The sequence below is a fragment of the Nostoc sp. DedQUE05 genome (genome assembly GCF_034530955.1).
In the GTDB taxonomy this organism is placed as follows: domain Bacteria; phylum Cyanobacteriota; class Cyanobacteriia; order Cyanobacteriales; family Nostocaceae; genus Nostoc.
Window position 1 is genome coordinate 204,670 of sequence record NZ_JAVRCB010000003.1, and the last position, 12,889, is coordinate 217,558.

The following is a 12,889-nucleotide window of genomic DNA, read 5'->3' on the forward strand; positions in this document are numbered from 1 at the left end:
CATAACAGTCTTTCAACTCAACACCACAATCTTGGTTTTTATATCAAGTCCGGTTAATCACTTATGATTACCGCATCTGTGCAAAAATCCCAAAAGCCCCTTTCCCCCTGCTCCCTGCTCCCTGCTCCCTGCCCCCTGCCCCCTGCCTCCTTCACGACTTTGTTTTTAATTAAAAAGTATTGAATACAGTTGACAAATTCTTCTAATTCTAAAATTAAATTAGTAGTACCTCTAAAGTCTCGATCGCTAGCTAATTGTTCTAGTTTGTCAGTTGCTAAGTACATAGCTGTAGCTCCAATGTTGGCACTAGCACCTTTAAGGTGATGAGTTTCTCGTGCTATTTGCCCAAAGTCATCAGCTGCGATCGCTGCTTTAATTATCTCTAAACGGGGTTTAATATCTTCAACGCATATTTGCAATAAATTTAATTCAAATTCTCGATCGTTTCCTGATATCTGATGCAAGTGTTCCCAATCAATTGCTAAGTCAGTGGAAACTGTCTGTTCATACACACCTGCCTCTTGCTGGGAAACGATCGCACCTGTCCAATATTCTAAAGTCTGTGCCAATTTTTCTTTAAATACTGGCTTACTCAAATAGTCGTCCATTCCGGCATTTAGACAAGTTTCTTCGTCTTCTTTCATCACATTAGCTGTCATCGCAATCACTACAGGACGATGACCCAATGCAAAAGCATCCTCTTGCCAACGATGAATTTCTTTTGTGGTTTCCAAACCGTCGAGAATTGGCATTTGGCAATCCATTAAAATCAAATCGTAAGGAATTTTTTCTAAAAGCTGCAAAACTTCCTTTCCATTAGCAACGACATCAGCTTTATAGCCCAAACTCTGGAGTTGCTTTAGTGCTACTTTCTGATTCACCAAATTATCTTCGGCTAAGAGAATTCTTAACTTGGATTTAGTAGAAGGATTAGAGGGACAGGAAGTAAGAATACTTGAAGTTTCTGTACTCGGAATTTCTTCTGTAGCCTCTAGCTTTCTGCCTCTACACCCTTGTTCTGATTCCGGCTGAGTTTCTAAAATGGCATCAAGGAGTCGTGATGGCTTAATGGGTTTGAATAAATAAGTAGCAAATCCAATTTTGAGCGCCTGTTGTACTTCATCCCGTTGATTAGTAGAGGCGAGCAGAATCAAAGGAATCTTAGCAATTGCAGAATTGGCTGGAATTTGTTCTTTTATTGTCATGCCATTTGTTTGGGCTATTTGCATATCAACCAAGGCAACATGATATGATTTCCCCTGCTCGCTAGCTTGCTGAATAACTTTAACGGCCGCAGCAATACTGTCAGCTCGATCTACCTCCATTCCCCAATGAGTAGCTTGATGGGAGATAATTTTATAATTAGTAGTGTGGTTATCCACTACCAATAAGCGGCGATTTTGCAAAAGTCCGCGTTCGCATTTTGGCTCAACAGGCTCAACTTGTTTGGTAAAAAGCAACTCAAACCAAAACTTAGATCCTTTGTCCATCTGACTTTCTACCCCGATCGCTCCTCCCATCAAAGTTACAAGTTGTTTACAGATGGCTAATCCCAAACCGGTACCACCATACTTGCGAGTGGTTGAAGCATCCACTTGGGTAAATGGCGTAAAGAGTTTGCGTTGGTCTTCAGGGCTAATGCCAAGACCTGTATCTGTAATGGCAAAATGGATAGTGGCTGTAGTCAAAGAAAGCGATCGCAATTCGGCTTGTACTAATATTTCGCCAGCGCTGGTAAATTTGATCGCGTTGCTGATTAAGTTCATCAAAATTTGCCGCAGCCTACCAGTATCTCCTTTGAGTTGAGTGGGGACATTGCGATCGATTATTGCAGCAATTTCTAATCCCTTGTTATGGGCTGAAGGAGCCAATAATTCCACCACGTCTTCTACACAAGTGGATAGGTCAAAATCGAGAGTTTCGAGAGCCATCTCTCCAGCCTCAAGTTTGGAAAGATCCAAAATCTCGTTGATTAAACTTAAAAGAGCGTCTCCACTACTCCGAATTATTTCAATAAAATCTCGCTGTTCTTCGTCTAAAGGAGTATCTAACACCAAACTAGTCATCCCCAATACAGCATTCATCGGAGTGCGAATTTCATGACTGATATTTGCCAAAAAGGCACTTTTCGTCTGAGAAGCTAATTCGGCTTGGCGACGGGCAATTTCAAGTTCTTGTCGCTGACGAGTTTCTGCTGCTAATAGTTGGGCTTGGGTTAAAGCAATACCTACTTGGTCAGCTATTTGCCGCAAAAGATCGGTTTCAAAACTAGACCAGTGGTGGGAATCGTCACACTGATGAACTATGAACAAACCGCTAAGTTCTTCTTTAACAAGAATAGGTACAACCAAATTAACTTTGACCCCAAACTGTTGCATTAATTCCAGATGGCTTTGTTCAACTTCCAAAAGATCCAAGTTATCCAGTCCGAAAACCTTGCCTTGACGGTACTGCTGTAGATAGTACTGTTGGAGATATTCTGCTTCAAAGTAGGGGGCGGCGTTGTTTTGCTCTTTGATTGCTGGTAAGCCAGAAACTACTGCTTCAACAACGGTGTTTGCAGTAGTTTCTGGCATCAGCTGATAGATTAAAACTCGGTCAGTCTGGAGAATCTTTTGTACCTCTTCGACAGTGATTTGGAGAATTTCTTCGATGTCCAAAGATTGACGAATCTTCAGGGTGATTTCGGTAAATAGTTGCGATCGCAAATTTTGGCGTTGTATTTCTTCTTCAGCCTGTTTACGTTGGATAAATTGCCCTACTTGCTCGCCGATAGAATTCATCGTTTTTACTAAATCTTCGTCAAGGGGCTGGATTTCCCGGTTGAAGCAGGTAATCACACCGAGGATTTTGTTACCGCTGCGGATCGGAAAACCAAAAGCTGCGTGTAGTCCTACTTGAGCAGCTATTTTGAAGTTAGGGAAATTAATATCTTTAGCGATATCAGCAATCCAAACCGATTCAGAACTAGCCCAAACCCTTCCAGGTAATCCAATTTCGGGTGCAAAGGTGGTTTGCCGCTTCAGTATTTCAAACTCTTGCATCTCAATGGATGCTTTATGCCAGATATCGAGAAAATGCAGCACATTTGCTTGCTCATCAACCATCCAAATTTCACCTAAATCCCATGCCAAACTCTCACAGATTCCTTGCAATATTTGGTGAGTAGCTTCGCTAATTGTGGCGGACTCTGCTAGAACGCGGGTTGCAGCATATTGTGCAGTTAGATGCTGTTGTGTTCGTTTGGCATTGGTAATGTCAATGCCAGTAGCAACTATGTATTCAACACAGCCCTCATAGTCTTTTAAGATGGTATTCGACCAGGCAATCAGCCGCCGACTACCATCTTTCATTACCCAATAGTTTTCATAATTATGGAAAAGTTGACCAGATCGTAACCGATCAAAAACTGCTTTAACTGGCTCCACTTCTTCAGGAAGTAATAACAAGTTCCAGCTATACCTACCCCTCACCTCATCAAAAGAGTAACCAGTTATTTGCTCACAGGCTTGATTGAAACGAACGATTTGTCCTTGAGAATCGAGAACTATTACCAACGCACCGACCGTATCAAGGACTGCTGAGATAAAGTTGCGTTCTTGATTTAAGGTTTCTTCTGTTTTCTTCCGCTCAATAACCTCACGATAGATCGAGTAGTAGACTACAGCAAGAACGATAAAACTTAGGCAAATAGCGATCGCCAATGTGAAAATTGTGTTCCGAGTCCAAGTCTTTGCTGCTTGTGACTGCTGTCGTATTCGTCCCCTGTCCTCGTTTTCCATCTCAGCGATCGCCTTGCGGATATCATCCATGAGATTTTGTCGATCGTTTTTCAGCAGTACTTGCAACGCTGCCTCTAATCCCTTATTCTGGCGCAAATCGATAGTCTGTTTTAGTTCAGTAAGTTTAGCTGTTATCAGAAATTCAAGCGTTGCAATCTGCTTTTGTTGGTTCGGTTGAGTTGCTGTTAAATTCTTCAGCTTGGCAATTTCTCGATCGACGTTACTAAGTGCTGTTTGATACGATTTTAGATAAAGTTTTTCTCCAGTGAAGATGTAACTACGTTGCCCAATTTCAGCATCCTTTACCTGGGACAGTATTTCCTCTTGGCTGTTAAGTTTTTTATAAGTATTTTTTACGATACTGCGATTAAAATTACTAAATACTCTTGTATTTTGATCGGAAACCACCCCAATCAGAACTAAAATTAGTGACGACAAACCAAAACTTGCTGCAATCTTTTTGAAAAATTGCTTGCGTACCCTCTGTACCTGGTTGCTTTTCTTGCTAACAAGTACCAAACTTGCTAAATTTCGGCGCAATTCCAGTTGCTTTATGACTTGACGACCTAAAGTTCGTAATGCCTCTATTTGTTCTGGATTAAGTTCTCGCGGTACGTAGTCAATTACACACAGGGTTCCGAGGGCATATCCTTCAGAGTTAGTTAAAGGTACACCAGCATAAAACCGAATATTTGGGTCAGATGTCACCAGTGGATTTGTTGCAAACCGTTCGTCATCTTTTGCATCAGGCACTACCAAAACATCAGACTGGAGAATGGCATGGGCACAGAATGCGAAATCTCGGTGCGTTTCTGAGACATCCAAACCGATTTTTGACTTGAACCATTGGCGATTTGTATCAATTAAGCTAATTAAGGCAATAGGAGTCTGACAAATATACGAGGCTAAACGAGTCAGATCGTCAAAGGTGGCTTCTGATGGCGTATCGAGAATCTTATACTGCAAAACTGCATCGATTCTCTGGGCTTCGTTATCAGGTAATGGTGCTTTCATCCTTGAGCCTTATCTACATTCTGGGGAGTGGGGAAATGAGGGGACAAGTGGGATCGGGAAGACAAGTTAGACAAGGGAGACAAGGGGACAAGGAGACAAGGGGGAATTATTGAACAAGTCTCTCCCAAGTCTCTCTGCTCTTCCTTGTCTACCTTGTCTCTTCTCCATGCTCCATGCCCAATGCCCCATACCCAATTTGGTCAATAAACTTACCTTTAATTAATGACAATAGTTTACTTAAAACCGTTAGCGTAATTTTACTGACTTATATGTTGTTAAATAATCGATCAAATGCTTAAGTCTCTGCTGTATTTTTTGTGGGCTGGTTTATTGGAAATTGGGGGCGGCTACTTAATCTGGTTGTGGTTGCGCGAAGGTAAGCCGTCCTGGTTGGGCATATTGGGCGGAATTGCTTTAGCTTTCTATGGGGTTATTGCAACTCTCCAACCAACAAATTTTGGCAGAGTCTATGCGGCTTATGGCGGCGTGTTTATCGCAATGGCAATGCTTTGGGGTTGGAAGGTAGACGGGGTAACTCCAGACCGCTACGACTTAATCGGAGTATGTTTAGCTTTAGTAAGTGTTTTAATTATCATGTTTGCCCCCAGAAGTTAAGTAAAATTTCTAGATTATTTTGAACTTTTATATAGGACTCATATTTGATTTTTGAAAAAAACTCAGTACAGCTTTATTCCTTCTTCCCAGTCCCCAGTCCCCAGTCCCCAGTCCCCAGTCCCCAGTCCCTAGTCCCTACGATTAATTCAGAAATCAAATCAGATTGCTATAGTGTTCCCTGTTAAACAAATAATAATCTCACGCAAAATTGCAAAAGTTTTTTCGCAACTAACCTGTTAGAAGCAGGCATCTAGATATCTACGTGTTTATGAGGGAAATATAAAGAGAACTGACGATGCAGCATTCTGCAACTAGATGAGGTATAGTTCTCCCTAACCCTCACGCTACTTGCTTCTCTCTTCTCTAAGATGACGATCGCACGCACGAGTAGGATATTTCTCTACCTCATATTGGCGTAGCCTCTGTCTTTGCACCCTGTTCGCGATCGCACGAGAAGTTGAAATTTGCTGCATATTTGGGCAAATTATCGGAAAATACTGACAATAATTTACAATAATCGTCACATATCACAATTATTTTGGTTTGTAACAGTAAGTAACTAAAAATTCGTAATTTTGTCCGGCTTGAATAAAATACTATTCTTCTATTCTTTAAAAAAAAAGATGCAATGTAATGATTGCGTGTTTATACGCTAATTTAAATCTTGGCAACTACAATCAGGTATATATTTTTGTTAACATTTCAAGAAAATTCAAGTTAAGTAACTTTCAAGACAAAAATGTGTCAATAAAAGTAATCAAATGTAGTTAAGGATACAAATTCTTGGTGTTTAGGAAGAAAAAAAAGTGTTGAAGAAAGTTGTGATGATTGGAGCTATCACCCTACTATTTTTAGGAGGGCCGTTGATGGGCAATGCTTTTGCCCAAACCCCAACTGCTGCCCCACCTACTGCTGATACTGGAGACACAGCATTTATGCTGATTTCAGCAGCACTTGTGCTGCTAATGACACCAGGATTGGCGTTTTTCTATGGTGGATTTGTGCGATCGCGCAACATCCTAAACACATTGATGATGAGCTTTGTGTTAATGGCAATCGTCGGAGTTACCTGGATTCTGTGGGGCTATAGTCTTTCCTTTGCGCCAGGTTTACCATTTATCGGTGGATTGCAATGGCTGGGTTTGAATGGTGTCGGATTAGAGATAACCGATTATCTCAAAGGGTCAAACCCGCCAGAAGTCGTCTCTTATGCCGGCACAATACCCCATCAGGCATTCATGATCTACCAAGCCATGTTTGCCATTATCACCCCAGCCTTAATTTCTGGGGCGATCGCAGAGCGGATGAGTTTTCGCGCCTATTCGCTGTTTGTCCTCCTGTGGTCAACCTTTGTTTACGCTCCTCTAGCCCACATGGTATGGGCGAAAGGTGGATTTTTAGGTTTGTACGGTGGATTGGGTGCCCTCGACTTTGCAGGTGGCACAGTAGTTCATATTAGTTCTGGCGTTTCAGCCTTGGTAGCTGCGATCGTCCTTGGCCCTCGGAAAACCCATCCCGATCGCCTTAGCCCGCCCCACAACGTTCCTTTTATTTTGCTGGGTGCTGGCTTGCTGTGGTTTGGTTGGTTCGGTTTCAACGCTGGAAGTGCCCTATCTGCTGCCAGTGGAACTTCTGGTAATGTAATAACAAATTTAGCAACAACAGCCTTTGTTGCTACTAATACAGCGGCGGCGGCGGCGGCTTTAATGTGGCTAATTTTGGAAAGCGTTTTACGAGGTAAACCAACCGCCGTGGGAGCAGCTACAGGAGCTGTTGCTGGTTTGGTGGGTATCACCCCCGCCGCCGGATTTGTCACACCGTTATCAGCAATTTTAATTGGTTTTATCACCGCCTTAGTTTGCTTCTACGCGATCAGTTTCAAGCACAAACTAGAAATTGACGATGCTTTAGATACTTATCCCGTGCATGGGGTTGGTGGTACAGTAGGGGCGATTTTGACGGCTATCTTTGCCACGACTCAAGTCAACGGAGGAGGTAAAGATGGAGTACTGCGTGGTAATTTGGGTGAATTGGGAGTTGAACTAGTAGCAATTGTCGTTGCCTATGTAATCGCAGGTGTTGGTACGTGGATTATTCTCAAAGTGATCGATGCTACAGTCGGGCTGCGAGTCAAAGAGGAAGCTGAATTGCAAGGTATGGATATCAACGAACACGGCGAAGAAGGTTACAACTCCGAGTTTGGCGATCGTCCTACTCAATAGAGAGTGCTGAGTTAGAAGTTGGGAGTTAGGGGTTAGGAGTTTAGAGTTTGGAGGAAAGAACTTTCTGTTTGCTTCTCCAATCCCCAATCCCCAATCCCCAATCCCCAATTTAAGATTGTGTAATTTGCGATCGCTAGCGTTAAAATTTGATTCAAATAATTGGTAAATTTCGCTAGTCGTGTCTACATCTCTTAAAACCTTTCCTATCTGGGCATTTTTCTCGCTGTTAACCAACGGCATCCTAATGTTGGCGGTCATTCTGCTCATTTGGCAACAGCAGAGATTGGCCGCTTTTTTTGGGATAATCGCATCCCCACAGCCAATCAACCTGAATAATTCACCGCAAATTGCTACACCTGATTTAGGTCGCCGTCACCAACTCACTTATCAAGAGTGGATAGATATCCTCAACCAAGAAGCCAAGGTCGCTGCTGACCAACATCCTCCGCATTTAACCATCCTGGCGGGAGATTCTTTGAGTTTGTGGTTTCCCCCTGAGTTATTACCCGAAGGTAAAAATTGGCTCAATCAAGGAATTTCTGGCGAAACCAGCAACGGACTTTTAAAAAGATTAAAAATATTTGACCGCACCCAACCAGAGGTGATTTTTGTAATGATTGGCATTAATGACCTAATTCGGGGCATGAGCAATGCAGAAATTTTAGATAATCAGCGGCAAATTATCAATTATTTACGAAAGACTCATCCCACAGCGCAAATCGTTGTCCAATCGATTTTGCCACATGGGGCAGAAGAAGCAACTTGGAAAGGACGAGATAAACTATTGGCTGTTGCCAACAGTCGCATTCGCGAGTTGAATCAGCAAATACAAAGCATATCTACCAAAAAAGGTGTCAAATACCTCGATTTACATCCCCTGTTTACCAACAAGCAAGGAAATCTCCGCCGCGAATTTACTACTGATGGCTTACACTTAAGTCCTGAAGGCTATATGGTTTGGCGTTCTGCATTGCAGATTTATAGCGAGATTGAATTAAAACCCCAGCGTCAACGTCCTGCGAGAGAAAAAGGCTAAAGCCCAAAAAGAAGTAATATCTTTGAAGACAACTCTGTATCAATCGCGTCTAGGCGCGAGAAAATAAGAAATAGTGAGTTTAAGTAGATAAATCTAATGGATACAAAAGCTTTTAAGCGCAACCTCCAACATTCAGAAAATTACAATCGCAAGGGCTTTGGTCATCAAGCAGAAGTTGCCACGCAGTTGCAATCTGAGTATCAGAGTAACTTGATTCAGGAAATTCGCGATCGCAATTACACTCTGCAACGGGGTGATGTAACAATCCGACTAGCACAAGCCTTTGGCTTTTGCTGGGGTGTAGAACGTGCTGTGGCCATGGCCTATGAAACTCGTCAGCATTTCCCCACAGAACACATCTGGATTACTAACGAGATTATCCACAACCCTTCTGTAAATAAGCGGATGCAGGAGATGGAAGTAGAATTCATCCCCATTCAAGAAAAGAATAAAGACTTTTCTGTTGTTGGAATTGGTGATGTGGTCATATTACCCGCTTTTGGGGCTAGCGTTCAAGAAATGCAGATACTTCACGATAAAGGCTGCAAAATTGTTGATACAACTTGTCCTTGGGTATCTAAAGTTTGGAATACAGTAGAAAAACACAAAAAAATCGATTATACATCAATAATTCACGGTAAATATAAGCACGAAGAAACAGTTGCAACTAGTTCCTTCGCTGGCAAGTATTTAATTGTGTTAAATTTGCAAGAAGCAGAATATGTTGCTGACTATATTATCAATGGTGGCAACCGTGAAGAATTTCTGACAAAATTTGCTAAAGCTTGTTCGGCAGGATTTGACCCCGATCGCGATTTAGAAAGAGTTGGCATTGCTAACCAAACTACCATGCTTAAAGGCGAAACTGAGCAAATCGGCAAGCTTTTTGAGCGGACTATGTTACAGAAGTATGGCCCCACTGAGTTAAATCAGCATTTCCAAAGCTTCAACACCATTTGTGATGCCACTCAAGAACGGCAAGATGCCATGTTGGAATTAGTGGAACATAATTTAGATTTGATGGTAGTAATTGGTGGGTTTAATTCCTCGAATACTACTCAGTTGCAACAAATTGCCTTTGAGCGAGGAATTCCTTCTTACCATATTGATACTGTTGAACGCCTTAAATCAGTATCTTCTATTGAACATCGGCAATTAAATGGGCAGTTAATAACTACAGATAACTGGTTGCCTGATGGGGAAATTGTTGTAGGCATTACTTCTGGTGCTTCTACGCCTGATAAGGTAGTAGAAGATGTAATTGAGAAGATTTTTAGATTAAAAGCAACGGCAGCACTAGTTTAAAAGTTCTCAGAGGGACTTTCAAATAAAAACATCCAACTACTTATGAGGTGGGCAGCATTCGACTGAACAAAGCCAAAGTCTTGCCCGCCTTACAAAAGTATTTTTGCTGTATTATGCAGACTGCAATAATCCCGAATTCTTACTTTTGAATTCCTCTTTAATTGTTTGCAATTGCCAAGATAATGAGTGAGGTACAAGAACTGCATCCTTAACCTCTCTTTGCAAGCGAGGAAAGGACTATAATGTACCTTCACTACGATGAGGAAATACTATATTTATTCACACATCACGCGTTTTGAAAAAATTATAGATAGCAAGGCCAATAGCTAAAAGCAACACTGCATGAATGAGATTTCCGGCAATATGAAGTGCCAGTCCTAATGCCCAAAAAGCAACCAGTATAACAACAATACCCCAAAGTATACTCAACATATTATTTGTTCTGAATTAAATCAGTTTTAATTTGTTCAAATATTTTACTCCCTAGCTTCACTTTTATCCATTTGCCTGAAGAAAGATTACTTTGAGTGATGGCGCACAGTCATTTGCTATGCTTAATCTTTCGTTACTATTTAATTAGATAAAGATAACGGTTTTGAACTGTCAGTTAACTGCCCCCATCACTATCTCAAGCAACAGGATTGCTTTATAGTCGGAGTCTGCGCGAGTTGCGCCATAATTGCCACTAATCAACCGCAACCGTCGTGCGATCGCCTGCAAGCTGGCAATTATTGAGTCACGTCCAAAAACGGCAACAAACCAGGGAATACCAGCAGCAGGCATCCAAAATTGACAGTAACTTTTGTAGGCATTTTCAATTAACTAATCTGTGGTTTTAATTTCCCGGTTTCCAACAAGCGGCAAGTTTTCTTTAACTAGCTATTTTGGTAATTCTGGCATGATTTTAGAGATTTGCAAGAATTAACGCTTCTAGCCATTGGGATAATAAATATCTCTACCGAAAGAACTATAAAAATTTCATCACGATTTCATTATTGGATGAAATCTTTAAAGGATAAATTCAGTTGCATGTCTTTCTTCAGCTAGAGATAAATTTTATAATATTTTTGATATTGATTGATTTATGCAAGACTCATATTGAATTTTTGCAAAGCTAGTACATAATAAGTACAAAGTCTGTTGAATATGTCTAGTCAAACCGATGTACAAGTACAAAGAATTAGAGCTATTGGCTTAACAGTGACAAACTGCGTAGGCGTAGCCCGTCGTAGACATCGCTCTTTGGATTTCTATACACAAGCACTTGCTTTTGAATTAGTTTCTGACATTACTGTTGAAGGACAGGATTACAGCGATTTAGAAGGTGTGACTGGGGCAAAAATTCGCATTGTCACTTTGCGATTAGGTGATGAATTTATCGAGTTGATGGAGTATCTTAATATTCAGGGTAAATCCATCCCCAGCGATTCACAAAGTAATGATTTGTGGTTTCAACATATGGCGATTGTAGTGAGTGATATGGATCGTGCTTATGCTCACTTGCGTTCATTTCCCATTGAACCAATTTCAGTTGCTCCCCAGACAATACCACCTGAGAATAAAGCATCTGGTGGTGTCCGCGCTTTTAAGTTTAAAGACCCTGATGGTCATGATTTAGAGTTAATTTGGTTTCCGCCTGATAAAGGACAAGATAAGTGGCATCAAAACAGCGTAGACGCGGAGCGGCTTGTCGGTAGACATCGCTTGTTTTTGGGAATCGATCATAACGCAATCGCTATTTCCAATACCGAGCAGAGTCTACACTTTTATCGCGACCTTTTGGGAATGCAAATTGATAGTCGCAGTCTCAACTGGGGTGCAACCCAATCTCGCTTGGATAATTTACCAGGAGCCGAAGTCAAAATTACAGCACTACGACCTGTTCAAGATGGTATGGGAATTGAACTGTTAGACTATATTGTGCCTAAAAAAGGCCGCCCAATGCCGAGTGACTGGAAAAGCTGCGATATTGCACATATGCAAATTGAGCTTGTCGTAAATAATCTTGAGCAGTTAGTGGATAAACTACGGCGTAACGGGGTTGAATTTGTATCGTCGCAGATTGTACAGTTTGCAGATAGTACAAGTCCTTATCGGCAAGGTTGTTTAGTTAAAGATCCTGACGGACACGCAATCTTGCTAATTGCGGAATCTTGATGTGGGAAGCGGTAGGTCGTTGATTGGCTATAATGCTTGTAGTGAGTAGGACATAAATAAAAATGTCAGAAAAAACTTTTGATATTGCTTACTTATCTGATAATTTACTTGAGTTATTATCAGATATCCAAAATAATGTTGAAATTACGCTAACTCATCAAGGGGTTCCTTGGGCAAAGGTTTTACCTCTGTCTCAAGCAGAGTCTATAGTTGAAAAAGCAAGTTTAAATCATGGCTCGATGGTGATGATTAGTGAAGATATCTTAGAACCCAGAGTTGCAGGTTTTTGGCAAGGACAGGTTAAGATTTATGATGATTTTGATGAAACTTCCGAAGAGGTGATTGCTGCTTTTTATGGGGAAGATTAATGAGTTTTCTGCTAGATACTCATATCCTGCTATGGTTTTTAGAAAATGATTCTAAGTTGTCAAATCAGGTACGAGAGATAATTACTAATCCTGAAAATTTAATTTTTGTCAGTGCTATTAGTGCTTGGAAAATTTCGATTAAACAGTCTTTAGGAAAGTTAATAGCTCCTAGTAATTTAGAGGAGGCTTTGCACTTTAGTCGATTAGAAGTTTTAGCGATTACGTTGGCACATGGAATAAAGGTTGCTGATTTGCCAATGTATCATAAAGATCCTTTTGACCGGATGTTAATTGCTCAGGCTTTGGTAGAAGGTCTAACGATAATTACTGTAGATCAAAAGTTTAAATTTTATGATGTGGCGTTGTTAATAACTGAATCATAAATATGAT

The 12,889-nt window shown here is 41.1% G+C and carries 11 protein-coding genes; 7 read left to right on the forward strand and 4 right to left on the reverse strand.

The window, feature by feature from the left end; genetic code table 11:
- Positions 1–53: 53 nt before the first annotated feature.
- Positions 54–4,796 carry a GAF domain-containing protein gene (locus RMZ42_RS03875; protein ID WP_322670162.1) on the reverse strand — a complete coding sequence of 1,581 codons (4,743 nt, stop codon included), beginning with the start codon at positions 4,794–4,796 and terminating at the stop codon, positions 54–56.
- A 291-nt stretch (positions 4,797–5,087) separates the two neighbouring features.
- Here RMZ42_RS03875 and RMZ42_RS03880 point away from each other — a divergent pair, with 291 nt between their 5' ends.
- Positions 5,088–5,411, forward strand: coding sequence for a YnfA family protein (locus RMZ42_RS03880; protein WP_322670163.1), 324 nt, complete (start codon positions 5,088–5,090; stop codon positions 5,409–5,411).
- A 344-nt stretch (positions 5,412–5,755) separates the two neighbouring features.
- On the opposite strand, the gene RMZ42_RS03885 is transcribed toward RMZ42_RS03880, so the two are convergent.
- Positions 5,756–5,884 carry a hypothetical protein gene (locus RMZ42_RS03885; protein ID WP_322670164.1) on the reverse strand — a complete coding sequence of 43 codons (129 nt, stop codon included), beginning with the start codon at positions 5,882–5,884 and terminating at the stop codon, positions 5,756–5,758.
- A 351-nt stretch (positions 5,885–6,235) separates the two neighbouring features.
- Between RMZ42_RS03885 and RMZ42_RS03890 the strand changes: the two genes are divergently transcribed.
- The 3 genes from RMZ42_RS03890 to RMZ42_RS03900 all read left to right on the forward strand — a co-directional run bounded on the left by RMZ42_RS03890 (position 6,236) and on the right by RMZ42_RS03900 (position 9,974).
- Complete coding sequence (locus RMZ42_RS03890; RefSeq protein ID WP_416211785.1) at positions 6,236–7,633, forward strand: ammonium transporter; 1,398 nt, start codon at positions 6,236–6,238, stop codon at positions 7,631–7,633.
- A gap of 178 nt (positions 7,634–7,811) precedes the next feature.
- Positions 7,812–8,669, forward strand: coding sequence for an SGNH/GDSL hydrolase family protein (locus tag RMZ42_RS03895; protein WP_322670166.1), 858 nt, complete (start codon positions 7,812–7,814; stop codon positions 8,667–8,669).
- Between the two features lie 96 nt (positions 8,670–8,765).
- Positions 8,766–9,974, forward strand: a complete 1,209-nt coding sequence (locus RMZ42_RS03900; protein WP_322670167.1) for a 4-hydroxy-3-methylbut-2-enyl diphosphate reductase — start codon at positions 8,766–8,768, stop codon at positions 9,972–9,974.
- 279 nt (positions 9,975–10,253) lie between these two features.
- On the opposite strand, the gene RMZ42_RS03905 is transcribed toward RMZ42_RS03900, so the two are convergent.
- Both RMZ42_RS03905 and RMZ42_RS03910 read right to left on the reverse strand, forming a co-directional pair.
- Complete coding sequence (locus RMZ42_RS03905) at positions 10,254–10,406, reverse strand: lmo0937 family membrane protein (protein WP_322670168.1); 153 nt, start codon at positions 10,404–10,406, stop codon at positions 10,254–10,256.
- 171 nt (positions 10,407–10,577) lie between these two features.
- Positions 10,578–10,757 (reverse strand): hypothetical protein, encoded by a 180-nt coding sequence (locus RMZ42_RS03910; protein WP_322670169.1) that lies wholly within the window; start codon positions 10,755–10,757, stop codon positions 10,578–10,580.
- Between the two features lie 363 nt (positions 10,758–11,120).
- On the opposite strand from RMZ42_RS03910, the gene RMZ42_RS03915 reads away from it, so the two are divergent.
- The 3 genes from RMZ42_RS03915 to RMZ42_RS03925 all read left to right on the forward strand — a co-directional run bounded on the left by RMZ42_RS03915 (position 11,121) and on the right by RMZ42_RS03925 (position 12,882).
- A complete protein-coding gene (locus tag RMZ42_RS03915; protein WP_322670170.1) occupies positions 11,121–12,131 on the forward strand; it encodes a VOC family protein in 1,011 nt (336 codons plus the stop codon).
- Between the two features lie 62 nt (positions 12,132–12,193).
- Positions 12,194–12,499 carry a hypothetical protein gene (locus RMZ42_RS03920; protein ID WP_322670171.1) on the forward strand — a complete coding sequence of 102 codons (306 nt, stop codon included), beginning with the start codon at positions 12,194–12,196 and terminating at the stop codon, positions 12,497–12,499.
- Positions 12,499–12,882 carry a type II toxin-antitoxin system VapC family toxin gene (locus tag RMZ42_RS03925; protein ID WP_322670172.1) on the forward strand — a complete coding sequence of 128 codons (384 nt, stop codon included), beginning with the start codon at positions 12,499–12,501 and terminating at the stop codon, positions 12,880–12,882. Before RMZ42_RS03920 ends, RMZ42_RS03925 begins: the two co-directional genes overlap by 1 nt.
- Positions 12,883–12,889: the final 7 nt, after the last annotated feature.